A 26,552-nucleotide genomic window follows, 5' to 3' on the forward strand; every position below is an offset into this window, starting at 1 on the left:
CGCAACGGAACACCCCTCTATACGCGGGCAGGCCCGGTTTGGATGCAGCTCAGATCTTGAGCACGTCGCCCTTCATGATGACCGGTCCGGTGGGCTTGCCCGAGGGCGAGCCGCCCGGCGGCTCCAGGGTGATGGCCAGGGTCTGCACCCCTTCCAGCCCTTGCGCGCGCGGCAGCGCCGTCTGGCCATCGGGCGCCACCACCCCGACGGATATCGGCGCCTGACCCGGGGGAATCACCCAGAGCTCCAGCGCCTTGCCGTCGGCGCGCGAGGCCAGATCCTGCAAGGCATGCACGTGCAGGCCGCCGCGCTCGTCGGCGCGCACCACCAGCATGGCCTGCGCCTCGGGGCTTTGCAGCACCGCCATCAATTGCGTGCGCGCGGCGCGGTCGACCTGCATCGGGTAGACCACCACGCCGGCCACCAGCATGGCCGCCAGCGCTCCGCTAAGCACGCGCCAGAACGCCAGGCCCTGCCAGCCGCGGCTGCCGCCGGGCTTCAGGCGCGCTTCGATGGCGCGCCACACGCGGCGCGGGGGAACCCGCGGCGGCAGCGACCATAACAGCGGATAGATATCGTTTTCCCAGTCGCGCACCTGGCGGCGCAGGTTGGCGTCGGCGGCCATCAGGCCCTCGAAGCGGCGGCGCGCGCCACCGCGCATGGCGCCGGCCACGTAGTCGGCGGCAAGCCGCTCGCGCAGTTGAGGATTGCTGTAGTTCATGACAGGCACCTCTTGAGCCGGTCCATGCCGCGCCGCACCCAGCTCTTGATCGTGCCCAGCGGCGCCTGGAGGCGCCGGGCGATCTCGCTGTGGCTGAGGTCGTCGAAAAAGGACAGCGCGATGGCGGTGCGTTGCTGCCCCTCGAGCTGTTTCAGGCAGTCGGCCAGGCGCTGGCCGTCCTGATCGCGTTGCAGCCGCTCGAACGGGCCAGGCGCGTCATCGGCCCAGGCCTGCGTCAACGCGCCGTCGGCGTCGGGGCGTTCCAGGTCCGGCCTGCGTAGCAGGTCGATGCAGCGGTTGCGCACGATGCGCGTCATCCAGGTCATGACTTGGCTCTGCTCCGAGGAATAGCGGGCGGCATTGCGCCAGATATTGATGAAGCTGTCCTGGAGGACTTCCTCCGCCCAGTCGCTTCGCCGCAATATACGTACGGCAAGCGCAAATAGATGCGGGGAGGTCTGTCGATAGAGTTCCGCCAGCGCGGACTCCTGGCCGCGGGCGCACTCCTGTATCAAAGCCTGCAGACGTAGCGGGTCGGGCATGGCGGCTATCCGGGTCACTGGCAATCAGGCCGCGCGGCGATATACGGCGCTCGGGGGACGGATGTCTTGCAGCGGATGATACAGGCAAGTCCGGGGCGCGGGCGTGGTGGACACTGGCCCGCCGCAACGGCGTATTTGGCCCGTCAATCGAACACGTCGATCAGGATATCGGCGACCACGGCGGTTGCAACCGCGACCAGGACGAGATCCGATCCGGCCACCCGCCACTCATACCCGGGATAGGCGGGGAGCCGGGCCAACATCGGACCGGGGACCATTTTCTTCGCAATTCCGGGAGGCAGCGGTTTGCCACGGGCGAGGTTCTTGCGGACACCCGGCGGCAGCTGACCGTAGCCAGACAGACCGTACTCCTGCGCGTACGATCGGGCGGTGGAGACGGTGATGCCCGCATAACGCAGCGTGACGCTGGCATCGTTGGACTTGGAAGGCGCATCTCCGTGACCGGCGTTGCCCTTTCCGGAAGCATTTCCGTTGCTGCCCTGCCCGCGCCCCTTGCTCTGCCCTTGCCCTTGGCCAGCGTTATCGGGTTTGCCCTTTCCCTCTGGCGGCGCCGCCAGTGCGCTGGCCGCGATAAACACGCATGAAATGCCTGCAAGCAAGGCTTTTTTGGCACTACCCACCATGGCTGGTTCCCCTCAGTCGAAAGTTGGTGACCGATTCTAAGTCGGTTCAAGTCCAGCAGAGGTAACCGAACCTTGAAGGGCGAAGGCGCACGTTACGGCGCCCGTGACCGCACATAGGCCATCGGGCTGCATTGCATTTCGGATCTGAACGCAAAGATGAACGAGGACGTGGAGCCATAGCCAAGTTCCAATGCGGTCCGCGTCACATCAAGACCATTTTCCAATAGCTCGATGGCTCTGAACAACTTCAGCCGGCGACGCCAATCGCGCAGCGTGAGACCGGTTTCCGCAAAGAACTTCCGGGCCAGCGTCCGGCCCGACATCCCCAGCTCCCGCCCCCAGTCGTCCGGGCTTCTGGGGTCGGCCGGCTGGTTGTACAAGGTCTCGCAAAGGGTCAGTAACGGGGGGCTTGTCGGCCATGCCAGGATCAATGAAATCGGGCTCGCACGACAGAGCTGGTCGAGCACCAGTCTGTAGATTCGGCCGAAATACCCATCCGCGTCCGATTTGCCTTGAAGCGTCGCCGCCTCGACGACAAGCGCCTTCAAAAGGGCGGATACGCCAAACACCGCCACGCCGCCCTCGGAAAGCGTCCCACCGGGGTGATCGGCAAGCCAGAGACTGCGATATTCGGCGCCAAGAAAGGACCCCACGCTATGCACGGTTCCTGACGGAATCCACGCAGCCTGATTCGGAGATATGGCGAAAGAATGCCCGTCTGCCGTCACCATGAGGACACCGGACACCGCGTAGACCACCTGGTTCCATTCATGCGTATGCGCGGCGAAATAATTCCGCGCGCCGATGGACTGCACCCTCATGGTCATTGGCAAAGGCGGCAGGACATCTGGCGGCGCGGTAATGGCTTCCCACGGCACGAGCGCTTTCATATGTCGCCGATTCTATATAACTTGGCAGGCTGTCGATAGATCGCCTTCGTAACTTTGAGTTGTAATGCCACCTCAACGTAACGCCATTGACCATAATGACAAAAAATAGCGCCGCTTCCGCGCATGACCGCCCCGCTGTTCTGCCCGAGGGTGTTCAACAAGGCAACATCTGGCGACTGACCGCCGCCCAAGCCCTCGCGGGCGCGAATTCGGTGGTCGTCTATGCAACGGGCTCCATCGTCGGCAATACGCTTGCCCCGACGCCCATGCTCGCGACGCTGCCGATTTCCATCTTTGTGGTGGGCATGGCCACGTGCACGCTGCCCATGGGCGCCGTCGCCAGGCGCCACGGCAGGCGCGCGGCCTTTCTGCTGGGCACCGGCGCTGGCGTGCTCACCGGCCTGCTGGCGATGCTGGCGGTCATGATCGGAAGCTTCTGGCTGTTCAGCCTGGCCACGTTCTTCGGCGGTGTCTATGCTGCGGTCGTCCTGTCGTTCCGCTTCGCCGCCGCGGACGGCGTGGAGCCCAAGCGACGGGCGCGCGCGCTATCCCTGGTCATGGCGGGCGGCGTCGCGGCCGGGATCGTCGGGCCACAGCTCGTCAACGGCACGATGAACCTGTGGCCGCCGCACATGTTTGCCGCCACCTTTCTGGCGCAAGCGGCGGTTGCAGCAATTTCCGCGTTCATTCTTATCGGTGTCAGGTTGCCCGCCCCCACTGCCGCGGAGGTCGCAGGCGGGCGGCCGCTTTCCGAGATTGCGCTGCAGCCGCGTTTCATCGCCGCAGTGATCGCCGGCGCCGTCTCCTACATGCTCATGAACTTCCTCATGACGGCCGCACCGCTGGCAATGCACATCTGCGGCCACTCGCAGGAGTCCGCCAATCTGGGACTGCAGTGGCATGTCATTGCCATGTACGCGCCAAGCTTTTTCACCGGCAGACTGATATCGCGCTTCGGTGCGGGACGGGTCGCGACCATGGGCCTGATGTTGATCGGGGTCGCGGCCGCGGTGGGCCTGGGCGGTATCGATGTCGCGCACTTCTGGTGGTCACTGGTCCTGCTCGGCGTGGGATGGAACTTCGGGTTTCTGGGCGCGTCCGCGCTGGTGCTGGAATGCCATCGGCCCGAGGAGAGAACGCGTGTCCAGTCCCTGAACGACTTCATCGTCTTCGGCTTGATGGCGATCGGATCGTTCTCGTCCGGGGGCCTGCTGTCGGCGTTCGGCTGGAACACCGTGCTGTGGGTGTCATTCGTTCCGCTGGCGCTGTCCGTCGCCGCCCTTGGCGTTGCCATGCGTAGAAAGCGCGCTGACATGAGCCGAAGCGGGGCTTGAGCCATTCAGAACGGCCTCCCGGATACCAAGGCGTGCCGTTACTATCCCTCTTTTCGCTGGTCTGACCTGCAAGGGCTGCCGGCGTCTTGCGTCCCACCTCTACCCTTCGAACCCCCTTATGCCGCCACGCGTTGCAATCATCGAGACCATGGACGACACGCAGCTTGGGCTGCTGTTGAGCGCTCTGCAAAGCGCCCATGCCGAAATCACCTGGTTTCGCGCGCACCGCGATGGGCTGGCCGACATCTGCCTGGACGACTTCGATGCGTTGATCGTGCCGGGCGGCTGGCCAAGCGCGCGAGACGACGAACTCCATCCCTACCTGCCCAAACTGGTGGCGTTGATGCGCGAGTTTGGCGACGCTGGCAAATCCGTGCTGGGCATCTGCCTCGGGGCGCAGGTGCTGGCCCGCGCTTACGGGGCCGACAACCTGCTCGGGGTGGCCCGGGAGTTTTCCTGGACGCCGCTTACCGTGACGGAAGATGGGCGCAAGGACCCGTTGTTTGCCGAGTTGCAGCCGGGTTTCGTCAGCTTTCAATGGCATGTGGACACCTACACGCTGCCGGATTCCGCCGCGCTGCTTGCCGAGAGCCGCCTGGTCAAGAATCAATGCTTTCGCGTGGGCCGCGCCGCGTACGGCATGCAGTTTCACTTCGAAGCCAGCGGCGATGTGGTGCAGCGCTGGACCACCAGCAACAAGGAACGCGTCGATCGCATCGCGCCCGGCTGGCTTGAATCCCAGGCCGATGCCGACCGCGCCCTGCACGCGGACGACGCCGATGCGGCGGGCGCGAGGATCGCACGCGCCTTCGTCCAGACGATTCAGCGTCCTGACAACCTGCGCTGATCCGGACCCCCACAGCGACCAAGGGCCACCATGCGGCGAGAACTCCAGACTTTCATGGCCGTTGTGCGTTACGGCACGTTCGCCAATGCGGCGGCTCACATCGGTCTGACGCAGTCCGCCGTCAGCGCGCAGATCCAGCAGCTGGAAGAGGAACTGGGCTATCCGCTCTTTGACCGCACGGGACGGTCGGCAAACCTCAATAGCAATGGCCGCGAAGCCTTGGCCATTGCCGAAGAGGTGATGTCCGTCTACGCCAAATTTGGCAAGAACGTAAGCAGCCCCAAGACCGGCCTGATCCGGGTCGGCTCGATCGCGTCGGTGCAAACAACGTTTTTGACCGATGCCCTGACCGAGTTCTGGCGCATCAACCCCGGCTATCGCATCCGGCTCGTCCCGGGCCTGTCGCTGAACCTGCTGGGGCAGGTCGACTCGGGCGAGGTGGACATTGCGGTGATGATCAAGCCCCCCTTCGCCCTGCCCGCCGACTTGCGCTGGCGCGTGCTGTTCAGCGAGCCGTTCGTGCTGCTGGCTCCCCGCAAGCACGGGCAGCGCGAGTGGCTCGATCTGCTGGAAAACGAGCCCTTCATTCGGTACGACCGCGGTTCCTTCGGCGGCAGACTCGTCGATCAGTTCCTGCGGCATTCGCGCATCACGCCCAAGGAAGCGATTGAACTGGATGAACTGCAGGCCATCGCGCAACTCGTGCGCAAGGGCGTGGGCGTTGCGCTGCTTCCGCTAAGCAAAGCGCTATCGCTGCCTCGGGGAGTCGTCGTCAAGACATTGGGCGACGCCACCTTCTTTCGCGAGATCGGACTGGTTGAACGTCCGTCCGATATCCGCCAGCCCGTGGCCGCGCTGCTCGCGCAACGCATCGTGGAAGCGGCCGACCGGTTCAGCCGCTGAAGGCGCAGATGCATCGGCGCTGGTGGCAGCGTTGAATCCAGACGATGGCCAAACCTGCAAACTCTTGTGACAGCTTTGAATGACTTTGTAGCCTGTTGGGAAATCGAAGGGAATATCATCCGTCCCCTTCACAATTACCCCCAACAGGAAACAAAGATGTTTATGCCGCGCCCCTTGCGCATGTCCGCAGTTCTGGTCATCACGCTGGCGCTCGCCGCGTGCGGCGACGATAGCGCCAAACAGGAAGCCAAGGCGCCGGAGGCGACCACCGCTCAGGCAGAGATCATCAAGTACAACCTATACGTGGATACCGCGAACAGCCTCTCCACCACGTTCGCGCAGGCGCTGGACCGCTACGAGACCCATGCCGTCCCGGCCCTCAAGAGCGGCAAGCCGCTGAAGGACTTTGTCATCAGCAACGACACGGCAATCCTGCGCACCAAAGAGAAACTCGACCGCGCGCTGGCAATGCCGACGCCCATCGCCGAGATCGACGCACCGGCCAAGGCATTCTCGGACGCGCTGGGCAAGCTGGCGCCGCTGAGCACCGAACTGCAAAACTATTCGGCCGCCAAGACCTTCCTGTCGGACAACGGCGCGCTGGCCCGCGAGAAAAGCCCGGCCTATGTCGCCGCGCTGACGGAAGCCGCAAAAGCCGAAAACAATTTCTACCGCGGCATCTCGATCAAGGACACCGCCAACACCAAGGAAGCCTTCGAAAAGGCCAAGAAAGACACGGTCGCCTACTACCGCGCCGGCATGGTGTATTACGGCAAGGCCACGATGGACAAGGCCTCGGGCGTGTTCGACGGCCAGGGACTGGGCGCCGACCAGGAAGCGTTCAAGCAGCAGCTGGACAAGATGAGCGAAATGGCGCTGGGCTTTGACAAGAAAACGCGCGAAGCCGACCCCAAGGGCTGCAGCGGCATGATGATGAACGTCAACAGCTTCCTCGCCTCCGGCCGCCAGATTCTTGAGCACACCAACAATGGCCGCTACAAGGAAGACGCCGCCCGCACCGGCGCATTCAAGATGATGCGCCCCACGATCGAAAACGACGCCAACAGCCTGCGCCAGGATTTCAACAACCTGATTGCGGACTTGAATACCGGGCGCTGCTGATCGCCTTTGCCGAGAGCAGATCCAGTCCCATGTGAAGACCCGGCATCGCGCCGGGTTCGCAAAAGCTGAGCGGTGACCCGTCGAAAGTCTCCGTGTCCCGCTCAGTCGACGATACGTCCCGGGTTCAACGTGTCATTGGGGTCCAGCGCATGCTTTAAGCGCCTCAGCAATGCGATTTCGCCGTCGCTGCGCGTATACCCCAGAAACGGCTTTTTCAAGAACCCTATGCCATGCTCGGCACTGATCGTTCCCTGCCGGCCGCGCAACGCGCCATACACGACTTCCTCCACGTCCAGCCATTCGGCTTGGGCGTGCGGCCCCGTCAGGATATGAATGTTGTTGTCGCCCAGGTGCCCCATGAACAAATGCGCCGCATCCGGATATCGCTGCTTCAGCGCGGCCTCGACCTCGGCCACATAACCCGGCATCTCGGCCCAGGGCAAGCCGCAGTCGAAGTTCACCGTTGGTCTGAGCGCCGTCAGCAATTCCGGGATGCACTCCCGCAACCGCCAGAATTTCTGCGCATCGGACAGACTGCTCGCCACCGCGCAATCACTGATCGTGCCAGCTTCGAGCGCCTGTTCCAGTGCGCTTTCCAGCGCTGCTTGCGGATCCATGCCGGCCAGTCCACTGGCCTGTATCAGCACACTCCAAGGCGCATCGCCGGTCAACGGCAGCGCCACGCCCGCCAAACCGCTGGCGTGCCGCAAGAATTCTGCCGACATGAATTCATACGCGGTCAGTTGCGGACCGAGCGTCTTTTTCAATTGACGCAGCAGCAATGCCATGGATGGCGTGTCCGGCACCTGCACCAACGCCGTGGCCGGCGCACCGGGATCGGGCTGTAATCGCAACGTCAGTCGCGTGATCACGCCCAGCGTGCCTTCAGACCCGATGAACAAGAACCGCAAATCCGGGCCGGAACTGTTCTTGACCAGACGCGTCAGCGATGTCACCACAGACCCATCGGGCAGCACCGCTTCCAGTCCCAAGACGGAATCTCGCATCGTGCCATAGCGCACGACCTGCGAGCCGCCCGCGTTCGTAGCCGCGTTACCACCCACCTGGCAACTGCCGCGCGCACCCAGGTCCACCGGGAAAAACCAGCCGGCCTCAGCAGCTGCTTCCTGCACCTGCTGCAAGGTGGCGCCGGCCTGCACCTGCATGACTCCCTCAACCGCGTCGATGGATTCAATGCGGTTCATGCGCTCCATGTTGATGACCACGTCGCCATCGGCAGGCACCGCGCCGCCCGCCAGCCCGGTCAGGCCGCCCTGGATCGTTATCTTCAGGCCTTGCTGATCGGCATGTCGCACCAGGGCGGCCACTTCATCCGTGGTCACGGGCCTGTGCACCACACAAGGCACGCCTCGCGTCAGGCCACTCCAGTCCTTGAGGTAACGGTCCTCGACGTTCATGCTGCCCTCTGCGCCTTGGGTGCGGGCGTTGCCCCGCTAGCGCCCATCGTCGAGGCCACCTCCACGCCCCCCAGTCGTTCAATCATCGCAGCCTGGTCTGCCTTGGCCTGCCGGTCCACGTCTTCCGGATCACAGATCGCGTAGAGCGCGGCCTTCATGTCCGCCAGCACGTCGGAATAAGCCGGGTCGCCTGCCAGATCGTGCAGTTCCCCGGGATCCGAGTCCAGGTTGAACAGTTCAGGCTCGAAGCGCACGTAGTGGTGATACTTCCAAGGCCCCTTTCGCAACATGAATCCCGCAGTGTTGCTGCCTGCCGCGTGATATTCGCTCAGGATGGCGCGGCGCTTGTCCGCCGGTTGCGCCGCTATAGCGAACAGTGAATTCCCTGGCCGTGACCCCATGTGCTGCAACGGGTCCACACCCACCGCCTGCAATAGCGTCGGATACAGGTCGAGCAGATCCACCGGCGTCTCGCAAATCGTGGACGTCACGTCCGGGCCGGCCAATATCATGGGAATTCCCACACTCTCCTGGTACAGCGTGGACTTTCCCCACAAACCACGGGCTCCAACATTGTCGCCATGGTCCGATGTGTAGACCACGTGCGTGGAATCCGCCAACCCCAGCGTGGCCAGTTCATCGACGATGCGGCCCACGTTGCTGTCCAGGAAGCTGCACAACCCGTAATACGCCAGGAAAGCATTCACGCGCTCGTCCTCGTCCTGGAAGGTCTCTTCGCTGCGCTCGAACGCCGCATAGGCCTGCACCCACGGGTGGCGTTTATAGCCATTTTTTGGATGCAACTTGGCCTCAGGAATCTGGCGCGCGTCGTACAAGCTGAAGAACTCCTGCGGCGCGATCAAAGGGAAGTGCGGCGCAACCAGTCCCACGTACAACACGAAGGGCTGGCCGCGTTCAGCCGCCGCGCGTAGCCATTGCAGCGTGCGTTCCGTGACCGAGCGATCGTAGGACGTATAAGGCGATTCGCCCATGCCAATGCGGTCGCCAAGCATGCGCTTGCGCCCCGCAACGGGCAAGTAAGGATCGCGAATGGACGCCCACACCATGCCGTGCCCGCCGACGACATGCATGGGAATATGCTCCGCATCGAACCCGACGGGATCCTCTTCATTGCGGTAGTGCAGCTTTCCAATGCTCTCGACGTTGATGCCGTGCTGCTGCAACACATGGCCCCACCCCTGCGGATCACCCACATATGGCATCGCGTTGTCCCAGTGGCGGGTCTGGTGCACCCGATGGCCGGTCGCAAACGCCGCGCGTGCCGGCACGCAGATTGGACTGGGCGTGTAAGCGTTGGGAAACCGCGCGCCGCGCGCCGCCAGGGCGTCCAGGTTTGGAGTCTTGATGAATGGATGCCCGGAACACCCCATGAATGCGGGATTGTGTTCATCGGACATGATGACGACGACGTTCTTGCCTTTCATTACGTTTCCTTGATAGAGGCCAGCCAGGCCTGCGCCGCGTCAAGCCTCGGGGCGGTAGCCGCTGTCCTTGACAACGCGGTGCCAAAACGCATCTTCACTTTCCAGCTGCTGTTTCATGGCCGCGGGCGCAGTCACTTTTGGTTCGAAGAATTGCTGTTGCATGACCTTTTGGAACGCCGGCGCGCGCACCGCATCGGCCGCGGCTTGCGCCAGGATTTGCGCCTGGCTGCCGGCCATGCCTTTGTTTCCCACCAACATGAAGTATTCGGCAACCGTCAGAGAGGGATATCCCGCGGATGCGAACGTGGGCACGTCCGGCAGCGCGGACGAGGGCGCGGCCCCCGTTGTGGCGAGGATCCGGATCTTGCCCGACTTGTGCATGGGAATCAGGTTTGGCAGCGTCGTGATCAGTGCGGGCAAGGTTCCGCCCACCGTGTCGGCGAGCGCTGGCGCGCCACCCTTATAAGGGATGGGAACCAACGGAATCTTGCTCGCGTTCGCCAGCATGATGCCCAGAAAATGCATGACCGTGCCCGCGCCGGGCGTACCGTAAACAGCCATGCGCGGGTCCTTCTGGGCCAGGCTCAAATATTCCTGAATCGTTCTGGCCGGACTATTGGCGCCCACGGCGAATGCGAAATCGAATCGGCTGGCCGTTCCCAGCGGCGTGAAATCCGCCTGCGTGTAATTCAATTCCTTGAAAAGGTGCGGATACAGGGTCAGGTTGGTGGACGGCGTAAACAGCAGGGAGTTGCCGTCAGCGCCCGAATTCAACAGCGAATCGACCGCAATACGTCCGCCCGCCCCCCCCTTGTTCTCGACGATGGTGGTGTGGCCGGATGCACGCATGCCTTCGGCCAACGCACGCGCCACGAGATCGGCCGCTCCGCCCGGCGCAAAGCCGACCAGCATACGTATGGGGGAATTGGCGAGCGCCCGTCTGATCGGCGCCACGCTACAGCACGCGGCAGCGCTCAAGGCGCCCAGGAATTGTCTGCGTCGGACTTGCATGCTTGTCTCCGTATCGGCGTCTCTGTTGGCGCCATTCTGGAGGTAGCGTACGGCTGCGCCAGACGTGAAGACAAATATTATTTATCTGCGCTGTATATAAGTTTTTTCATATATAAATTTTCCGCGCAGCACGCCGCGTTGCACCAAGGTGCGCAGCACGACTTCCAGTGCCTGCTCCACGGCCAGCACCGCGCTGCCAGCCGCGCTTTGCGCCACGCGCACAATGGATTGCGTCCGCGTTATGGGAGGCCGCACCAGACGCCGTTCTCCCATGGCCTGGGCGGCCACCCCCAATTCCAGGCCTGCGCTGTCGGGCAGAATGGCGAAAGCCACTCCCCCCCGCACGAGCGCAAAATTCAATTCAGGATCATTGATTTCGTACTTCACGTTCAGCGGGCAATCCAGATCGACTGCCGTGCGTTCAATCAGCCGACGCAGATCGTGGTCGCGGTCCGGCGCCACCAACGGTCGCGACCCGATCGCGGAAAATGCGATCGTCTTTCCGGGCCGATCGAACAGCGCTTCCAAGCCGAATAGCGAAAACCCTTCCTCGTAGACCGGTTTGCAATACAAGCCGGGCAGTTCGAACGCATTTGGCATAAGCGCGACATCCAGTTGCCTGGTCTGCAGCGCTGCGCGCACCTGGCTGGAAAGCGCCGACGACAGCAATAGCCGTATGTCGGGATACTCCTGTTCCACATGCCGTATCAAGGGCGCGGCCACCGCCTGCGCCAACGACCGCGCCAGGCATACGCGCACCGGTCCCCGTGGACTCTCGGCCGCGCCCAATACGTCCGTCTTCAACGATTCGAGCTGATCCAGGATGGATGCGGCCCGTTGCTGCAACCGCTTGCCCTCCGCCGTCAGCGTGACGCCCTTGGCATGCCGTTCGAACAACACCACGCCCAATTCCGCTTCCAGCACGGCAACGTGCTGGCTAAGCGCGGGTTGCGCGATACGCAGCGCGCCCGACGCCAGCGACAGACTGCCGCTACGGGCAATTTCCAGGAAATAACGGAGCTGGCGTGGAGTCATGATTCAAGTTTATTGAAAGGTCGGCGTGCTGCCCGAACTTTGAACGGCGTCGAGGGAAAGTGCAAGGCCGCGGCGACAGCCAACTGTGGCACTGCTCGTCGGGAGAAATATGACCGTCAACCGCCAGCCACCCTGCGCGACAGCGCGTTTTTCACAAAGCGCGCGCCCCCGCTCAAGCCTTTCCCCTGAGGCCAAACCAGGTTCAGCGACAGCGTGCTTCCTGCGTGCAAAGGGATGGGCACCAGGCCCAGGCGGCGGGCGTACTCTCCCGTCACGCTCTCCAGCACAGCGGGGCCGCAGCCTGCGTCAGTCAGTGCGCATGCCGCCGAGAACTGCATCACCTCGATCGCGGGACGGTACGGATGACGGGCTTGCTCCAACACCTGCGCCGTCAGCGCGCCGACCGGCAGATGGCGGCTGTGGCCGATGTATCGTTCCGAACTCAGCATGTCCACGGTGATCTCCGGCAGCGCGGCCCATGCGTGGTCAGGACGCACCACGCATACCAGGCCAAGCTCCCCGATCTGTTCAAAGTTGGCATGCTGATGCGCGCCAGAGCCAAGAATGACGCCCAGATCGATGCGCTGTTCGATGGCCATTTCCACCACTTCCGCGGCGGTGCCGACACGCAGCACGACGGACAGCATCGGATCGGCGTCTTGCAGTTCCTTCAATACCGCCGGCAGGACGCTTGCGCCCGTTGCAGAGACCGTCCCGATGATGAGGTGCTCGCCGCGGCGGTTGCCCAGGCTTTGAGCCAACTTGTCGACGGCATCCAGCGCGGCCAGCGCGTGGGTGATTTCGGGCAAGACGGCCTGGCCCGCAGCCGTCAATTCCAGATGCCGATGCCGGCGCGAAAACAACGCCGCCCCGATCCGGACTTCCAACTCCTTGAGCATGGCGCTAGCGCCGGGCTGCGTTAAGCCGCAAGCCTCGGCGGCCTGCGTCACGGAGCCCGCGCGACAGATCGCCGCGACCAATTCCATCTCTCTCGGTCGTATCAGGTTTTTCATATGAAAAGCCACCATATATGTATTTGACCGTATGCTACCCGAGCTTCAAACTGGCTCGACATTCATTCGTTGGCCACTCCTTTGAAAGTCACCCACATCAACGGCTATCACCTGGCGTACACGCCTGCCGTGCCGCTCGGCAATGCCCGCACGTTCATGCGCAAGCGAGAGTTTCTCGCCCTGGAAATCATCACTGACAGCGGCCTGCGCGGGTGGGGCGAAGTCTTTTCGTCGCCGTGGGCGGCCGCGGCACTGATCCGCCAGCAATTCGGCGCGCTCGTCTGCGGGCGGTCCCCCTTTGATCACGGCGCGGTTTACGCAGACCTGGTGCCACGCATCGGCTATGACAAGCGTGGCCCGGCCATGATGGCGATTTCCGCGATCGACATGGCGTTGCATGACCTTGCCGCCCGCGCGCAGGGCGTGAGCATTGCCCAGCTGCTGGGCGGCGCGGTGCGCCATGAAGTGCCCTGCTACGCCAGCGGCCCTTTCATCGCCCAGGGCGATGCGCCGTATCGGCACTATCCGCAAGAGATCGAAGCGCTTTTGCGCCAGGGTTTCAAAGCGGTCAAACCCCGAGCCGGGATCTCACCTCAGGTGGATGCCGCGATGGCTCAACAGGTCCGCGCGTTGATCGGCCCGGATGCCGATTTCATGCTCGACATCAACCAGGGCTACAGCACGGCGGCTGCGCGATTGGCGGCACGGCTTATCGAGCCGGCGCGCCCCTTGTGGATCGAAGAGCCGGTGGGGCCGGAGAACCTGGAGGGCTACGCCGCCACCGCGCAAGCGACCGCCTGCGCCATTGCGGGCGGCGAGGCCATCGGCAGCCTGGCGGGTTTTGACGGCCTGCTGCGCACGGGAGCAGTAGGCGTCCTGCAACCCGACCTGGGGGTATGCGGGGGCTTTACCGGCTATCGAAAAGCCGCGGCCCTGGCGGAAAGCCGCGATGTCGCCGTCATGCCCCACGCTTTTGGCACGGCGATCAATTTTCTTGCGTCGTTGCAGGTCGCCGCGACACAGATGCCCGCGCGAGGCGGCGCATGGTCCAGCTATCCCTTCGTGGAATACGACGTGACGGGCAACCCGCTCATCGCGTTGACGGGCCACCCGATCCAGGGCAACGGTTTAGCAGCCCTACCCGACGGCCCAGGCCTGGGCATGGACTTCACGCCGGAACAGTTCGAACCCTGGACGGTCCAGCACTGGCGCATCGAAACCTAGGACGCCCCCTGCCGCGACACATCAAAACCAAATCAGGAGACAACATGCGCAGCCAGAATACCGATCGACCACGCCCCTCACGGCGCCGCTTTACCACCCTGCTCGTGGCACTGGCCTTGTCAGGCGTGTGTGCCCCGGCAGCCCATGCCGCCGAGCCGTGGCCTGCCAAACCCATCACCTTGATCGTGCCCTTTCCGCCAGGCGGCACCACCGATGTCACCGGACGGATTCTGGCCCGTGCCTTGTCCACGCAGCTCGGTCAGACCGTCATCGTCGAGAATCGCGCGGGCGCCAGCGGCAACATTGGATCGGCATTTGTTGCACGCGCCAAACCTGATGGCTACACGCTGCTGATGTCCGGGGTGGGCACCCACGCCGCCAACGCCGCCTTGTATGACGCCATGCCATACGATCCGATCAAGGATTTCACCCACATCAGCAGCATCACATCCAGCCCTAACGTCATCGCCGTCCACCCGGACTTTCCTGCCACCACATTGGCCGAACTGGTCAGCATGCTGCGCAAATCGCCAGACAAGTTCAACTACGCCAGTCCGGGCGCCGGGTCGTCGGGCAACCTTGCCTTCGAACTGCTCAAGCAACGGGCGAACCTCAAGGTGCAGCACATCCCGTACAAGGGCGCGTCTCAGGCAGTCACCGACGTCATCGGCGGGCAAGTCCCCATCCTGGTCATGGTGGCCGATACGCTGGAACCGCATGTGCGGGCAGGCAAGCTTCGCGTACTGGCTTCGACGGGCGCCCAACGCAGCCTCTTGTTTCCGGACCTGCCCACCGTCGCAGAATCGGGATACCCCGGTTTCGATGCCGTCTCATGGACAGGACTGTCGGCGCCCGCAGGCTTGCCCGATGCGATTCGCGACCGGCTATCAGAAGCCACGCGGGCCGCGTTGACAGACGCGGACGTGATCAAGCCGCTCAAGGCGACAGGCAACGCCGTCACCCTTCGCAGCCCGCAGGATTTCACGGCGTTTATCGCAAGCGAAATTCAAAAGTGGGCGGCTGTTGCTAAAACCGCCGGGTTGAAGATGGATTGATGCCGGTCCGGCGCCGCCACGCGTTGGGGTTGTGCCAAGCCTGATCCAGATGCGAAGACCGGCGCCCAACCCCGCCGAAAAAAATTTCCGCCGCCCTGCATCCAATAGCGTCTCCCGCGTGTAGTACCTGCAACGGCGCACATTCCGTGCGCCGTATCCGCAAATTCCTTTTGCGCAGGAGACCGCTCATGACGACTCGCCCCACCCCCGCCACCGGCCTTTTCACCGCCGCCCTGCTGGCTGCTTGCGGCATGCTGCAAGCCCCGGCCATGGCTGCCTCGCAAGACGCCCTGCCCGCCGCCGTCCAGGTGCCCGCCGGCCATAAAGTGGCCTGGGAAACCGTCGGCACCGGCGAAATCACCTATGAATGCCGCGCCAAGGCTGACGCCAAGGATCAGATGGAATGGGTGTTCGCCGGGCCGAAGGCAGTCCTGAAAGACCGCCAAGGCAAGCAGGTCGGCACCTATTACGGCCCGCCCGCCACCTGGGAGGCCGCGGACGGTTCCAAGCTGACCGGCACGCAGGTGGCCGTGGCGCCGGCCGGCGCGGGCAATCTGCCCTATCAACTGGTCAAGGCCAATCCCGCCATGGGCGCCGGCGCCATGACCGGCGTCGCTTATATCCAGCGCACGGCGCTCAGGGGCGGCGTGGCGCCTCAGAAGCCTTGCACCCAGGCCGGCCAACGCAGCCAGGTGTCGTACCAGGCCGACTACATCTTCTGGAAGGCGAACTGACACCGGGCGGGCTGCGGCGGCGGGAGTCCGGTAACATGGCCCGGATCCGCCGCCGGGCTTGCCTGCCCGGTCCGTGCCCCTCACCCCCTGCCCCCGCGCGCATGCCAAACCGACCTGTTCCGGATTTCGATTACGAAGCAGCCCTCGAGCAGTGCGCCGCAGGGCGCCGCTCGGCGCTGGAAGCCCTGTACCGCCACGAAGGCCCGCGGCTGCTGGGCGTTGCCCAGCGCATCGTCCGTGACCGCGCCCGCGCTGAAGACATCGTGCACGATGCCTTCGTCAATATCTGGAACCGGGCCGGCAGCTTCGACGCCACCCGCGGCTCGGCGCGTGGCTGGCTTTACAGCGTGGCGCGCAACCTGGCGCTGAACGCCGTGCGAGACGGCCGCCATGAAACCGCCGTCGACGACGACACCGCCGCCGCGCTGGATGCGCGCGACGCGATCGACGCCTGGCACGACACACGCGAGGCCTTCGACTGGCGCGACAGCGCCGGCCGCATCGGCCCCTGCCTGGAACAACTGGAACCCGTGCGCCGCAATTGTGTGCTGCACGCCTACGTGGACGGCCTGTCGCACAGCGAAATCGCCCAGCGCCTGGGCGCGCCGCTGGGCACCGTCAAAGCCTGGATCAAACGCAGCCTGAAAGCGCTGAAGGAATGCCTGGCATGAGCGCCCCGACAGTCCCCCCCGAAAACCTGGACGAACTGGCCGGCGAGTACGTGCTTGGCACCTTGTCCGGCGCGCGCCGTCAGGAAGTCAACGCCCGCCTGCCGCACGATGCGGCCCTGCGCGCCGCCGTCGACCGTTGGGAAGCGCGCCTGCTGCCGCTTACCAGCCTGACCGAGCCGATCGAGCCCTCGCCCGGCCTGTGGCCGCGCATTGCCAAAACGCTGGACCGCCAGCACGCGGCCCGGCAAGCCGGCCAGTCCACGCGTCCAGGCTGGTGGGATAGCCTCTTCTTCTGGCGCGGCGCAGCCGCCAGCGGCCTGGCCGCCGCACTGGTCCTGGCCGGCACGCTGGCGCTACGGCCAGCGCAAACGCCAGGTCCCGTGCAGTACATGGTGGTGTTGGTCGCGCCCCAATCGCAGACGCCAGGCTGGGTGGTGCAGGCCAGCGCGGGTCAGCGCGAGGTGCAACTGGTGCCGATTGCGGCCATGCAGGTGCCGGCCGATCGCGCGCTGGAATTCTGGACCAAGGCGGACGGCTGGGCCGGCCCGGTGTCGCTGGGCCTGATCAAACCCGGCGAACCGGTGCGCATCCCCCTGGACAAGCTGCCCCCGCTGGAGGCGAACCAGTTGTTTGAACTGACGCTGGAACCGCCTAATGGCTCGCCCACCGGCAAGCCGACCGGTCCGATACAGTTCATCGGCCGGGCGGTAAAGGTGATGTAGCCAAGGGGTCCTAGTCGATCTTGGCGCCAGAGTGCGCCACGATCGGCGCCCATTTGAGCCGGGCCTCCTGGATCCGGCTGCCGAACTCAGCGGGCGTGGACGTAAGCGGCGTGGCGCCAATGTTCAGGATCTTTTCTATCGTTGCCGGCTCCTGCGAGATCTCGGTGATGGCCTTGGAGAGCGTCGCCAACGTCTGCGCCGGCAGGCCTTTGGGCGCGGCCACGCCGAACCACACTTCCACGTCATAGCCCGGCACGCCCGCCTCGGCCATGGTCGGTACGTCCGGCAGCAGCGGCGAGCGCTTGGCGCTGGTCACGGCCAACGCTCGCAGGCTGCCGGCCTTCACGTGTGGCAACGAGCCGGGCAGATTGTCAAACATCAACTGGATCTGATTGGCCAACAAGTCCGCCATCGCGGGGCCGCTTCCTTTATACGGCACATGCGTGAAGGACGTGCCCGTCATCGACTGGAAGAGTTCACCCGACAGATGGTTGGTCGTACCGTTGCCAGCCGAGCCCATGTTCAGACTGGCCGGCTTGCTCTTGGCGTAGGCCGCAAGCTCTTGCACTGTCTTGGCCTGCACCTTGGGATTGACGACCAGGATGTTGGGCACACTGGCAAATTGCGCGATCGGCGTGAAGTCCTTGTCCGGGTCGAACGGCAGCTTCTTGTAGAGGGAAGGATTGATCCCCAACGTGCCCTCGGTGGCGAACAACAGCGTGTACCCGTCGGCGGGCGCTTTGGCGACCAGGTCCGTGCCAATGTTGCCGCCCGCGCCCGGACGGTTGTCGGCCACCACTTGCTGGCCAAGCTTCTCCGACAGGCGCGCCGCCAGCACGCGGCCCAGGTTGTCCGTGCTGCCGCCCACGGCAAACGGAATGATCAGCCGAATCGGCTTTGTCGGATAGGCATCCGCAATCGCAGCAGAAGAAAATGCCAGCGCCGAGGCGGTAGCAATCGTGATGGCAAGCTTCATGGTGGAACCCCTTGTGTAATAAGAATAGGAAAGCCGTGATCCCGCCTCGGCCTTAGTCCAGCGGCGCCATCGCCAGCACCGCGATCTCTTTCTTCAACGTGGACCTTGCCGCGGCAATCGCCTCGCGCCGGGATGCCGCCAGGGACCGGGAGCCAGCCAGCGCGCGGCGCAGGTCTTCAATGCGCTTCGTCAATTGCGCAGGCGCGGGGCCGCCATAGGCGGAACGGGCCTGTACGCTCGCCTGCGGATCCAGACAACGTTGAACGGTTGCCGCATCAAGATGGATGTCGCGTCCCGTCTGTTCCGACGCCGCGGCGTTCACCATCTCGACGGTGATCTCATCGGCACACAGCTTGGCTTCAATGGCTTGGTACACCACGGCGCCCACCGCATGATGCGCTTCCCGGAACGACAGCCCCGATTCACGCACCAGCGCATCCGCCAGATCGGTCGCCGTGGAAAAGTCGGTCTTCGCTCTGCGCAACATGGTCTGTTCCACGGGCTCTGCGGCATCCAGCACCAGCCGGAAAAGCGCCAGGCAGCGAACGCACTCGTCGGCCGATTCCCAGAAGCTGCGCATGCTCTCCCTGTTGCCATCGCCGCTATGCGTGAAGTGCGTGCCCTTCACCGCGGTCATCGACGCGGTGAACAGGGCGATCAGGTGGCTGGTTTTACCTTTCAGATACTCGACCACCACCGGGTTCTTCTTCTGCGGCATGATGCTGGACGTGCCGGCCACGCGATCGGGAAAATTGATTAGCCCGAACTCAGGGGTAGCCCACACATAGAAGTCCTGCGCGATTCTCCCCCAGGTCAACGAGGCGATGGTCATCGCCGACATCAGTTCCCAGGCAAAGTCCCGCGACGCCACGGCATCCAATGAGTTGTCGACGCAGCGGTCAAAGCCCAGCAGACGCGCGGTCTCTTCGCGCTGGATGGGAAACGTCGTTCCCGCCAGCGCGCCCGCGCCCAGCGGACATGCATCGATATGCGCCAACGCCTGTTCGATGCGGGCCGCATCGCGGGCGAGGGCATCGGCCGCGGCGGCCAAATAGTGGCCGTAGGTGATGGGTTGCGCGGATTGCAGATGGGTGTAGCCGGGCATGACCACGCCGGCGTACTGCTCGGCGCGGGATATCGCCACTTCTCGCACGGCATTGAGCCCGTCAAGCACGTTCAAACCGGCGTCGCGCGCCCGCAACCGGTCATGCGTGGCAAGGATGTCATTGCGGCTGCGCGCCACATGCAGGCGGCCGCCCACTTCCGATCCCGCCAGGCCCATGAGGTGGGCTTCGTAATTGAAGTACGCGTCCTCCCGCTGCGGGTCCAGCGGCACCGCAGCGGCGCCATCACGCTCCATTCGCTGCAGCGCGCGGGCAAGACTGATGGCCGGCTCTCGCGGCATCAGGCCCGCGCGCAACAGCATCAGCAGATGCGCTTGATTGATATCCGACAGGTAGTCAAAGCCACTACCGAACTCGCGATTCAACCGCGGCAGATATATGTGGTCGCAGACTTCCTGCGCGGTGGCTTGCTGCAATCTGCGACTGACCTTCGATTCCATGATCTTCCTCCTCCTGTTGCCCGTGCAAGGCGCCCGATCCGATGTGTGGCTGGAGTATGAAAATCGACCGGCATTACGTCAAATGACAGTATTCGGCTTACGCATGCAGTTTTGATATGCTTCGACTCACATACGGGGGATTCAAGGATGAAGTTCAAACACATCGAGACGTTTCGCGTGGTGATGCTGACGCGTTCCATGACGCTGGCTGCGGGTGAACTCCACACCTCGCAGTCCAATATCAGCCGGGTTATCGGGCAACTGGAAGCCGCGACCGGATTTCGATTGTTTGAACGCCGGCCGGGCGGGCTGATTCCCACGCCGGAAGCCGAAGCGTTCTACCGGGAAGTGCAACGCGCATTTCTCGGCATGGATGCGTTGTCCGATGCCGCTCGCCTGATTCGGCAAGTGGGCCCCGGCACGCTGCGTATCGGCGCCGTGCCTTCCATCGCCATGAGCGTCATGCCGGAAGTGATGCGCAAGTTCCGGCAGCACTACCCCGACGTGCCGGTCTCGATTCACACGGGCGACTCGCCCACCGTCGCCAAGTGGACCGCAACGCGCTATTGCGACGTGGGCCTGGTCTCGTATCTGGCCGATACGCCCGGGGTCGCCGTCGAACTCTGGGCGGAGGATGAAGGGGTGTGCATCGTACCCAATGGGCATCGATTGGCACGCAAGCGACGGGTAAATGCCGGCGACCTTGTTGATGAACCGTTTGTCTCGCTTACCCAGGGCGACGGCACGCGCGCCGCGATCGACGCCGCATTTGTGCCCGATCGCCGCAAGCTCATCCTGGATACGCCCTACGCGGCCACGATCTGCCGCATGGTGGCGATGGGCCTTGGGGTAAGCGTGGTCAATCCGCTTGTGATGCGAACCTTGAAGATTCCCGGCGTCACCAGCTTGCCGTTTTCGCCGACGATCGTGTTCTCGCGCTATATCCTTGCCGCGCAGCAACAGGCCGAGTCAAGTTTGACGGCCGCATTTCTGGGGTGCCTGCGCGAGGAATAATGTGAGGAACGCCAATCACGCCGGCTTCTTGCCGTTGCGCGAAGCCGCCGCATCCTTTGCGGCGATCTGCAGCGGCTCAGGCAAGGCCTTGAGGCTTTCCCTGAAAAAGCGTCGTTGGCCGGGACCCAACCCCTGGACGATGTGCGCCAGCCGCTCCACCGCCGCAAACACCTCACGACTCAGTCCCTTGCTGTGCGTGCGAAACCACACAAATTCAAGCAGCAGGTTGGCCACTTGATGAGCTCCGTAGAAAACCCGGCCCGCATCATTTTCCTCAAGCGTAAACGCCGCAACATTCGACCAGTCCGCGTAGCCCTTGGCGCGCGAGAAGGCGGCTTCAAACGGCTTGACCGCCTCCAGCATTTTTTCTACAGGAAGGGGCGATTGCGATTGAAAGCGCTTCACGTCCCCGCTCCTGTCGTCGCAACCGCCACGCGCGATGCGCAGCACGAATACCGTATTCCAGGCAGAACTGCCGCCAACCCCGAAGCGGTCGCATATCCATTCCGACAGCCCCAGCCAGCGCAGCGAAGTTCCTTGCACCGAATGGACGTCCTGGTCGTTGATGACAGCAAGCAATCGCTGCTGCCAGAACAACCATAACGTCCATCCGATGTTTGCCGCCACATCCTGAGCCGCCTCGACAGAGTCAGCCTCGTAAGCGGCCTGCAGCGCTTCGGACAAGGCGCTAATCGCTTTCTCCGCCTCGTTCATTCTCATGACTCGATCCGCGCTTTTGTCTTCAAGCGCGCTGCCTTTGTGCAGCAGCGCACGCAGATTCAGATACTCAAATCGCACGCGGGGGTTATAGCGAATGACCGGCGCCAGAAACTGGTCTGCCGCCAGACGGTCCAGCCCGGCATGGGATTGCCTGATATCCCCGCGCGCATAGCTATTCCAGGCTGTGGCAACCGACGCCATCGCCGACAAGGTCGGCATGGATGGACCGACGGCTTCCGACTGGAGAATCTTTCCCAGCCTGTTTAACGCGGCCTCGCTACGCCTTACGTTACCGTGACGACGCCATGCCAGACTCTCTTTCAGTATGGCCAACGCGCGTTGAAAGTCGTCCAGCGCCGTTCGGTCGGCTGCTCGATAACTCGCCGCCCAATTCATTCCCGTTGTCGCCATGCCATCTCGAGCCAGCCGCATGGCCTGGGTCAGGTGATTCCAGTAATCCCCCTCCTGGGTCACGTATTGCAGCAGATCTGCGCGCGGGGACACATGCCCGCTCAATCCGAGAAAGTTCGCCACGAGGTCCAGGCTTGCCGGCGCCGCACCATGACGCCACAGCACCCTATCTGCCTGCGCTTGCGTCATCCAGAATGGTCCCTGGCTGCGCCGTGAAGCATTGAGCAGCGCAGGCGGCAGGTCAATGGCGCCTCCCCACCCCACCTCCACGCCCCACGCTGCGAAATCCCGAAACGCGCGGGAAACAAACATGCGCAAGTTGGCGTTCCCCGGGTATCGGGCCTGCAATGACGACCCGGGCACAGCCCCCTCACCGGTCTGCTGCGCGTACCAGACCCTTAGCAGCAGCCAAACCGACTGATTCCGCGCAGGCTTGCCGTCCACAAGCAGTGGACGGTCCAGATCGATTTGGATGTTCTGAGTCATGCCGCCATGTTACAGGCGTTACGACACCTTGATTGGCGCTCATCAACCCCACGCATATTCTGGCGGCCGCATGCATCCCGCATGACAATCACGGAGATAACATGAATTCGAAATTTCGTCGGTTTGCCAAAGCCGCCTTGCCGCTGCTGATGACGTTGCTCGCGTCCGCGGGCGCGCACGCCGAATTACCGCAGGTCGATATCGGCGCGAGATTCCGCGAGGAACAAGTTGAGGGCACGTTCGTCCTGCTTGACGGACAGACCGGAGCATTTCAGCGCTACGACGAGGCCAGGGCCGATCAGCGGTATCTGCCCGCATCCACCTACAAGATTCCCAACACGCTTATCGCGTTGGAAACAGGCGTCGCGAAAGGCAAGGACTTCGAAATCGAGTGGGACAGCAAGCGCAACCCTCGCCAGCCATGGTGGCCGGCTGCCTGGGCGCAAAACCATACGCTTGAATCGGCGCTACAGAACTCCGCCGTCTGGTATTACCAGGAAATCGCCAGACGCATCGGCGCCGAACGTATGCAGGCTTATGTCGACCGGTTCAACTACGGAAATCGCGACATTTCTGGTGGCATCGATCAATTCTGGCTAACCGGTGGGCTCAGAATCTCCGCGAACGAGCAGGTGGAATTCCTGCGCCGGTTCTATGTCAATCAATTCGGCCTGTCCGAGCGGACCGTGCAGATGACCAAGGACATCCTCGTCCTGGAAGAGACGCCTGAATACCGTCTGAGCGGCAAGACGGGTTGGGCCGGACTTGGCGAACCTGGCGCGCAGCAGACGGGATGGCTGGTGGGCTACCTGGAGCGTGAGGGCAAGGTTTTCTATTTCGCGCTTAACGTGGACGTCAAGAAAAAACAGGATGCCGCTGCGCGCATGAAGATCGTGCGCGCGGTGTTTGGGGATCTGGGGTTGATGGACACTGCCGCTCCCAAGTGATTTCCGCAGTCCGCCGAATCTGAGAGGTTTGGCGTCTCCAGACAGCGAGCATCGGACACGGCTCACCAGTTTTCCCTTCAGAGGTGGCATCGAGTCCGTCGGGACGGATGCGGACGTTAATCAACGGCCGCAACCGGCCAGGAGCGGTCCTTGATCGCACCGCTTTACATACCGAGTTCCTAAGGTCTGTCCGTTCACTTAGCGATACATCGCCTGGCGGGAGGTGTTCGACAGCACAATCACCGCGCATGCTGCGCCGGTAAGTCTACCGACGTCCGTGCGAATGACTCGGCATATTTTGCCGTCTGCGGGATTTTCCATGCCTGTGCTCCTGGGCGTCGAAAGCACGGATTCGTACCACCGCCGCTGAATGTCCAGCAAGCCGCCGGCTCGCGAGCCTAGGCTGCACTTCAAACCAAGTGTCTTCAATTTAATGGTTCGAGGTCCGGCAGACGGCATTCAATCGCGAGGAGTGCTGTCCCGTCCGGCAACCGGTAATTATTATCACCGAGCCATGTGACGGGCTCGCCGTCGCGTAAGCAGCAGTAGTAATTAGCCCAGGCCCCGTCGTGGTTCGGAGCAGCCCTGTAGCGACGTTGGATGAGATACGTAATCCCGTTGGCGTCCACCGCTACTATCTCAGTGACGCGTTTGGTATGGTCTAGTGTCATGATGCGGCCTCTATCTGAGGGGTAGTGCTCACCTCGTGCGGTAAGAGCCTCTCCGCCCGTTGTGCTGACGTGGACGATCTCCGGCGCATGCCCGACGCACAGGCGAAGACGTCCAGAGCCGACTGCACTGGGTACACTTCAAGGTACGCACTTAACCGGCGTAGTGATAGTTGTCCGGCGTCCAAGGGTCATCAATCAGGGTGGTTGCTGTCTTGGACACGACGGATCGAGCGTTGTGGTTTGACTGTAGCGCCGGAAGTGCGGCGCCCTTCGGTGAAAGATGTTTCTCGGCTATTTGATGCAGACTTGTGACGAACTGATTGATAAAGGGGAAGGGCATTTAGGTTCCATGGTGTCTGCGGCAGACGAAGCCCGGCAGTATTTATAGCGATTCAATCTTGGGCATGTGCCACAGGTTGTTGTGGCCGACGCCCCCCTTCACAGTACGCTCGCCACCCCTGATAACCTAAGCCTGAATTGAAACAAACCAATCCCCCGTGAATCGCGAGCTTCACTCTTCCTTGAGCGCGCGCATGCGAAAACTTCTCCAGACGGCGACTCCTGGACCTTCCTGAGGACGTTGCATTACGTGCGACTGGCCGCGCTTCGCCATACCTCCAGTGCCGAAATCAAGTTAGTTGCCCCCTCGAAATCAGAAACCTTATCCGGAACGCTTTACCGGGTGCTTTCTACTCATATCGTCTTGTTGGCGATTCCGATAGAGTGTCGTTTCCAGGACCAGTACTTTTCGTGCGGGCGTCGGAAAGCTCGCTCTGACAGGTGAGGCGTTCAATGATCACAAGACGAGAGTTTCTAGGCTCCAGTGCACTTGTAGCGCTCACTGGCACGACGCTTGGTCCGAGCCGGGTTCGGGCACAGACAAGCGCGGATCGCCCCGGGTTCTTCGGTGCGAAGGACATCGCGGAGGCGGGGTTCATTTACGGCCTGCCTATCGTGATGAACTACGCCGTCATGCATGAGTACGCGGTGGATCGCGGCTCGGGGCAATTCAAGGCGCCTTTCAACCACATCAAGAACGAACCCAACGTATTCACCTACAAAGACACGGCGATTGTCACGCCCAATAGCGACACGCCGTATTCCTTCGTGTGGATGGACTTGCGGGCAGAGCCGGTGGTGCTTTCCGTGCCGGCGATCGACCCGAAGCGCTATTACTCGGTCATGCTCTGCGACGGCAACACCTACAATTACGGCTATATCGGCACTCGCACGACCGGAAACGAGGCTGGCGACTACATGGTGGTCGGACCCGAATGGAAAGGTGCCGTCCCGGTGGGCATCAAGCGGGTGTTTCGGTCCAGCACACAGTTTTCGCTCGCCGGCTACCGCACCCAACTTTTTGGTCCAGACGATCTCGACAGCGTGAAGGCGGTCCAGGCTGGTTACCAGGTGCGAATGCTCTCGGCGTACCTGAATCAGGCGTCGCCACCGGCCGCAACAGCCATCAGCTTTCCCATGATCAACAAAGAGTTGGCGAAGACCAACTTCTTCGAGTTTCTGGACTTTGCGCTGCAGTTCGCGCCTCCACAAGCCAACGAGCTTGCAGTCCGCGCGGAACTCGCGCGCATCGGCGTGGGGGCAGGCAAGACTTTCAACTTCAGAGATTTGCCGCTGGACCAAAAACTGGAGATCGGCCTTGGCATGAAAGAAGGCCAGCGCAAAGTGGACGAAGCCGTCGCCAGCACTGGAAAGGCGATCAATGGCTGGCGGCTAAGCGGACTGCCGGGTAACAGCGAACACTACAACGGCGACTGGCTCAAGCGCGCCGTCGCGGCTCAGGCAGGCATATATGGAAATGACCCGGACGAGGCAACTTACCCGTTCACCCGCGTAGACGCAAATGGTCAGACGCTGGACTGCAGCAAACACAATTACACCCTCACGTTTCCGGCCGGCGCGTTGCCGCCGGTTAATTCGTTCTGGTCGCTGACTATGTACGACGGCAAGTCGCAGCTACTGGTCAGGAACCCGATCGACCGCTACCTAATCAACTCGCCCATGCTGCCTGCGATGAAGGTTAACGCGGACGGGTCATTGACACTCTACATCCAGCACAAGACGCCGGGCGGCGACAGGCAAGCCAACTGGCTCCCCGCTCCCGATGGGCCGGTCTACCTGGTAATGCGGCTGTACTGGCCAAAGATCACACCACCCTCGGTCCTGCCAGCCGGGGAAGGGACGTGGCAGCCGCCAGGGGTGGAACGCGTCGTATAGGTTCCGGAGAAGACAGTGCCTCGACGGCGCCACGGCTCAGCCGTGATCTCCCAACGCGGCCTGGAGTGTCTCACAGATCGCATGACTGCTGGACACCGTCGAGTCAGCTTTGAATCAATAGCCCGTCACGGCTCTCAGCGGTCGGTCGGGAACTAGCTTTCGGCAGCTTCGAATAACGCAACACGCATTGTGGATGT

General features: G+C 62.9%; 24 protein-coding genes. 12 read left to right on the forward strand and 12 right to left on the reverse strand.

Translation table 11 applies throughout. The annotated features are described in order from the left end of the window. Nucleotides 1-49: 49 nt before the first annotated feature. From V6V88_RS22980 to V6V88_RS22995, 4 genes are all read right to left on the reverse strand, one after another. Complete coding sequence (locus V6V88_RS22980) at nt 50-721, reverse strand: anti-sigma factor (protein ID WP_056325664.1); 672 nt, start codon at nt 719-721, stop codon at nt 50-52. Beyond that, entirely contained in the window at nt 718-1,263 is a 546-nt protein-coding gene (locus V6V88_RS22985; protein WP_056325661.1) for a sigma-70 family RNA polymerase sigma factor, read from the reverse strand. Before V6V88_RS22985 ends, V6V88_RS22980 begins: the two co-directional genes overlap by 4 nt. Before the next feature lie 143 nt (nt 1,264-1,406). Next, complete coding sequence (locus tag V6V88_RS22990) at nt 1,407-1,907, reverse strand: anti-virulence regulator CigR family protein (RefSeq protein WP_152382541.1); 501 nt, start codon at nt 1,905-1,907, stop codon at nt 1,407-1,409. Nucleotides 1,908-1,999: 92 nt separating this feature from the next. Further along, a complete protein-coding gene (locus V6V88_RS22995) occupies nt 2,000-2,797 on the reverse strand; it encodes a helix-turn-helix transcriptional regulator (protein WP_175155278.1) in 798 nt (265 codons plus the stop codon). 95 nt (nt 2,798-2,892) lie between these two features. Between V6V88_RS22995 and V6V88_RS23000 the strand changes: the two genes are divergently transcribed. The 4 genes from V6V88_RS23000 (at nt 2,893) to V6V88_RS23015 (ending at nt 7,003) form a co-directional block, all read left to right on the forward strand. Then, nucleotides 2,893-4,131, forward strand: a complete 1,239-nt coding sequence (locus tag V6V88_RS23000) for an MFS transporter (protein ID WP_280001612.1) — start codon at nt 2,893-2,895, stop codon at nt 4,129-4,131. A gap of 118 nt (nt 4,132-4,249) precedes the next feature. Beyond that, a complete protein-coding gene (locus tag V6V88_RS23005) occupies nt 4,250-4,978 on the forward strand; it encodes a type 1 glutamine amidotransferase (protein ID WP_280001611.1) in 729 nt (242 codons plus the stop codon). Nucleotides 4,979-5,008: 30 nt separating this feature from the next. Next, nucleotides 5,009-5,881, forward strand: coding sequence for a LysR family transcriptional regulator (locus V6V88_RS23010; protein ID WP_280001610.1), 873 nt, complete (start codon nt 5,009-5,011; stop codon nt 5,879-5,881). 156 nt (nt 5,882-6,037) lie between these two features. Next, complete coding sequence (locus tag V6V88_RS23015; RefSeq protein ID WP_338616532.1) at nt 6,038-7,003, forward strand: DUF3829 domain-containing protein; 966 nt, start codon at nt 6,038-6,040, stop codon at nt 7,001-7,003. 101 nt (nt 7,004-7,104) lie between these two features. Here V6V88_RS23015 and V6V88_RS23020 read toward each other — a convergent pair whose 3' ends face one another. From V6V88_RS23020 to V6V88_RS23040, 5 genes are all read right to left on the reverse strand, one after another. After that, nucleotides 7,105-8,421 (reverse strand): FAD-binding oxidoreductase, encoded by a 1,317-nt coding sequence (locus V6V88_RS23020; protein ID WP_223572883.1) that lies wholly within the window; start codon nt 8,419-8,421, stop codon nt 7,105-7,107. Beyond that, on the reverse strand, nt 8,418-9,866 hold the full coding sequence (locus V6V88_RS23025) for a sulfatase-like hydrolase/transferase (RefSeq protein WP_223572885.1): 1,449 nt from the start codon (nt 9,864-9,866) through the stop codon (nt 8,418-8,420). The genes V6V88_RS23020 and V6V88_RS23025 overlap by 4 nt, the downstream gene beginning before the upstream one ends. Before the next feature lie 39 nt (nt 9,867-9,905). Continuing rightward, the gene (locus tag V6V88_RS23030) at nt 9,906-10,877 is read right to left on the reverse strand and encodes a tripartite tricarboxylate transporter substrate-binding protein (protein ID WP_223572887.1); all 972 of its coding nucleotides are present in this window, start codon (nt 10,875-10,877) and stop codon (nt 9,906-9,908) included. Nucleotides 10,878-10,958: 81 nt separating this feature from the next. Continuing rightward, entirely contained in the window at nt 10,959-11,912 is a 954-nt protein-coding gene (locus V6V88_RS23035) for a LysR family transcriptional regulator (protein WP_338616535.1), read from the reverse strand. Between the two features lie 116 nt (nt 11,913-12,028). After that, nucleotides 12,029-12,940 carry a LysR family transcriptional regulator gene (locus tag V6V88_RS23040; RefSeq protein ID WP_338128446.1) on the reverse strand — a complete coding sequence of 304 codons (912 nt, stop codon included), beginning with the start codon at nt 12,938-12,940 and terminating at the stop codon, nt 12,029-12,031. 66 nt (nt 12,941-13,006) lie between these two features. Between V6V88_RS23040 and V6V88_RS23045 the strand changes: the two genes are divergently transcribed. The 5 genes from V6V88_RS23045 to V6V88_RS23065 all read left to right on the forward strand — a co-directional run bounded on the left by V6V88_RS23045 (nt 13,007) and on the right by V6V88_RS23065 (nt 17,331). Next, nucleotides 13,007-14,149: a mandelate racemase/muconate lactonizing enzyme family protein gene (locus tag V6V88_RS23045; RefSeq protein ID WP_280001601.1), complete on the forward strand. Its 1,143-nt coding sequence runs from the start codon at nt 13,007-13,009 to the stop codon at nt 14,147-14,149. A gap of 44 nt (nt 14,150-14,193) precedes the next feature. Then, entirely contained in the window at nt 14,194-15,204 is a 1,011-nt protein-coding gene (locus tag V6V88_RS23050) for a tripartite tricarboxylate transporter substrate binding protein (RefSeq protein WP_280001599.1), read from the forward strand. 188 nt (nt 15,205-15,392) lie between these two features. Then, nucleotides 15,393-15,938 (forward strand): DUF3455 domain-containing protein, encoded by a 546-nt coding sequence (locus V6V88_RS23055; protein WP_280001598.1) that lies wholly within the window; start codon nt 15,393-15,395, stop codon nt 15,936-15,938. 101 nt (nt 15,939-16,039) lie between these two features. After that, nucleotides 16,040-16,609: a sigma-70 family RNA polymerase sigma factor gene (locus tag V6V88_RS23060; protein ID WP_056325645.1), complete on the forward strand. Its 570-nt coding sequence runs from the start codon at nt 16,040-16,042 to the stop codon at nt 16,607-16,609. Next, nucleotides 16,606-17,331, forward strand: coding sequence for an anti-sigma factor (locus V6V88_RS23065; RefSeq protein WP_223572895.1), 726 nt, complete (start codon nt 16,606-16,608; stop codon nt 17,329-17,331). The genes V6V88_RS23060 and V6V88_RS23065 overlap by 4 nt, the downstream gene beginning before the upstream one ends. Before the next feature lie 10 nt (nt 17,332-17,341). Here the strand turns inward: V6V88_RS23065 and V6V88_RS23070 are convergent, their stop codons facing one another. Together V6V88_RS23070 and argH are read right to left on the reverse strand one after the other, a co-directional pair. Beyond that, complete coding sequence (locus tag V6V88_RS23070; protein WP_062839617.1) at nt 17,342-18,307, reverse strand: tripartite tricarboxylate transporter substrate binding protein; 966 nt, start codon at nt 18,305-18,307, stop codon at nt 17,342-17,344. 52 nt (nt 18,308-18,359) lie between these two features. After that, nucleotides 18,360-19,871, reverse strand: a complete 1,512-nt coding sequence (gene argH / locus V6V88_RS23075; RefSeq protein WP_338616540.1) for an argininosuccinate lyase — start codon at nt 19,869-19,871, stop codon at nt 18,360-18,362. Between the two features lie 147 nt (nt 19,872-20,018). Between argH and V6V88_RS23080 the strand changes: the two genes are divergently transcribed. Next, nucleotides 20,019-20,885, forward strand: a complete 867-nt coding sequence (locus V6V88_RS23080) for a LysR family transcriptional regulator (RefSeq protein ID WP_338616542.1) — start codon at nt 20,019-20,021, stop codon at nt 20,883-20,885. Nucleotides 20,886-20,900: 15 nt separating this feature from the next. Here the strand turns inward: V6V88_RS23080 and V6V88_RS23085 are convergent, their stop codons facing one another. After that, nucleotides 20,901-22,502, reverse strand: coding sequence for a hypothetical protein (locus tag V6V88_RS23085; protein ID WP_338616543.1), 1,602 nt, complete (start codon nt 22,500-22,502; stop codon nt 20,901-20,903). A 101-nt stretch (nt 22,503-22,603) separates the two neighbouring features. On the opposite strand from V6V88_RS23085, the gene blaOXA reads away from it, so the two are divergent. Then, on the forward strand, nt 22,604-23,449 hold the full coding sequence (gene blaOXA / locus V6V88_RS23090; RefSeq protein WP_223572906.1) for a class D beta-lactamase: 846 nt from the start codon (nt 22,604-22,606) through the stop codon (nt 23,447-23,449). Between the two features lie 1,463 nt (nt 23,450-24,912). After that, the gene (locus tag V6V88_RS23095; protein ID WP_056325631.1) at nt 24,913-26,355 is read left to right on the forward strand and encodes a DUF1254 domain-containing protein; all 1,443 of its coding nucleotides are present in this window, start codon (nt 24,913-24,915) and stop codon (nt 26,353-26,355) included. Nucleotides 26,356-26,552: the final 197 nt, after the last annotated feature.

This window comes from Achromobacter sp. E1, from assembly GCF_037039475.1.
Classification (GTDB): domain Bacteria; phylum Pseudomonadota; class Gammaproteobacteria; order Burkholderiales; family Burkholderiaceae_B; genus Achromobacter; species Achromobacter mucicolens.

Excerpts from the sequence above, each read along its gene's own strand:
- V6V88_RS22980 (WP_056325664.1), bottom strand. The coding sequence starts at position 721 with ATGAACTACAGCAATCCTCAACTGCGCGAGCGGCTTGCCGCCGACTAC.
- V6V88_RS22985 (WP_056325661.1), bottom strand. The coding sequence starts at position 1,263 with ATGCCCGACCCGCTACGTCTGCAGGCTTTGATACAGGAGTGCGCCCGC.
- V6V88_RS22990 (WP_152382541.1), bottom strand. The coding sequence starts at position 1,907 with ATGGTGGGTAGTGCCAAAAAAGCCTTGCTTGCAGGCATTTCATGCGTG.
- V6V88_RS22995 (WP_175155278.1), bottom strand. The coding sequence starts at position 2,797 with ATGAAAGCGCTCGTGCCGTGGGAAGCCATTACCGCGCCGCCAGATGTC.
- V6V88_RS23000 (WP_280001612.1), top strand. The coding sequence starts at position 2,893 with ATGACAAAAAATAGCGCCGCTTCCGCGCATGACCGCCCCGCTGTTCTG.
- V6V88_RS23005 (WP_280001611.1), top strand. The coding sequence starts at position 4,250 with ATGCCGCCACGCGTTGCAATCATCGAGACCATGGACGACACGCAGCTT.
- V6V88_RS23010 (WP_280001610.1), top strand. The coding sequence starts at position 5,009 with ATGCGGCGAGAACTCCAGACTTTCATGGCCGTTGTGCGTTACGGCACG.
- V6V88_RS23015 (WP_338616532.1), top strand. The coding sequence starts at position 6,038 with ATGTTTATGCCGCGCCCCTTGCGCATGTCCGCAGTTCTGGTCATCACG.
- V6V88_RS23020 (WP_223572883.1), bottom strand. The coding sequence starts at position 8,421 with ATGAACGTCGAGGACCGTTACCTCAAGGACTGGAGTGGCCTGACGCGA.
- V6V88_RS23025 (WP_223572885.1), bottom strand. The coding sequence starts at position 9,866 with ATGAAAGGCAAGAACGTCGTCGTCATCATGTCCGATGAACACAATCCC.
- V6V88_RS23030 (WP_223572887.1), bottom strand. The coding sequence starts at position 10,877 with ATGCAAGTCCGACGCAGACAATTCCTGGGCGCCTTGAGCGCTGCCGCG.
- V6V88_RS23035 (WP_338616535.1), bottom strand. The coding sequence starts at position 11,912 with ATGACTCCACGCCAGCTCCGTTATTTCCTGGAAATTGCCCGTAGCGGC.
- V6V88_RS23040 (WP_338128446.1), bottom strand. The coding sequence starts at position 12,940 with ATGGTGGCTTTTCATATGAAAAACCTGATACGACCGAGAGAGATGGAA.
- V6V88_RS23050 (WP_280001599.1), top strand. The coding sequence starts at position 14,194 with ATGCGCAGCCAGAATACCGATCGACCACGCCCCTCACGGCGCCGCTTT.
- V6V88_RS23055 (WP_280001598.1), top strand. The coding sequence starts at position 15,393 with ATGACGACTCGCCCCACCCCCGCCACCGGCCTTTTCACCGCCGCCCTG.
- V6V88_RS23060 (WP_056325645.1), top strand. The coding sequence starts at position 16,040 with ATGCCAAACCGACCTGTTCCGGATTTCGATTACGAAGCAGCCCTCGAG.
- V6V88_RS23065 (WP_223572895.1), top strand. The coding sequence starts at position 16,606 with ATGAGCGCCCCGACAGTCCCCCCCGAAAACCTGGACGAACTGGCCGGC.
- V6V88_RS23070 (WP_062839617.1), bottom strand. The coding sequence starts at position 18,307 with ATGAAGCTTGCCATCACGATTGCTACCGCCTCGGCGCTGGCATTTTCT.
- argH (WP_338616540.1), bottom strand. The coding sequence starts at position 19,871 with ATGGAATCGAAGGTCAGTCGCAGATTGCAGCAAGCCACCGCGCAGGAA.
- V6V88_RS23080 (WP_338616542.1), top strand. The coding sequence starts at position 20,019 with ATGAAGTTCAAACACATCGAGACGTTTCGCGTGGTGATGCTGACGCGT.
- V6V88_RS23085 (WP_338616543.1), bottom strand. The coding sequence starts at position 22,502 with ATGACTCAGAACATCCAAATCGATCTGGACCGTCCACTGCTTGTGGAC.
- blaOXA (WP_223572906.1), top strand. The coding sequence starts at position 22,604 with ATGAATTCGAAATTTCGTCGGTTTGCCAAAGCCGCCTTGCCGCTGCTG.
- V6V88_RS23095 (WP_056325631.1), top strand. The coding sequence starts at position 24,913 with ATGATCACAAGACGAGAGTTTCTAGGCTCCAGTGCACTTGTAGCGCTC.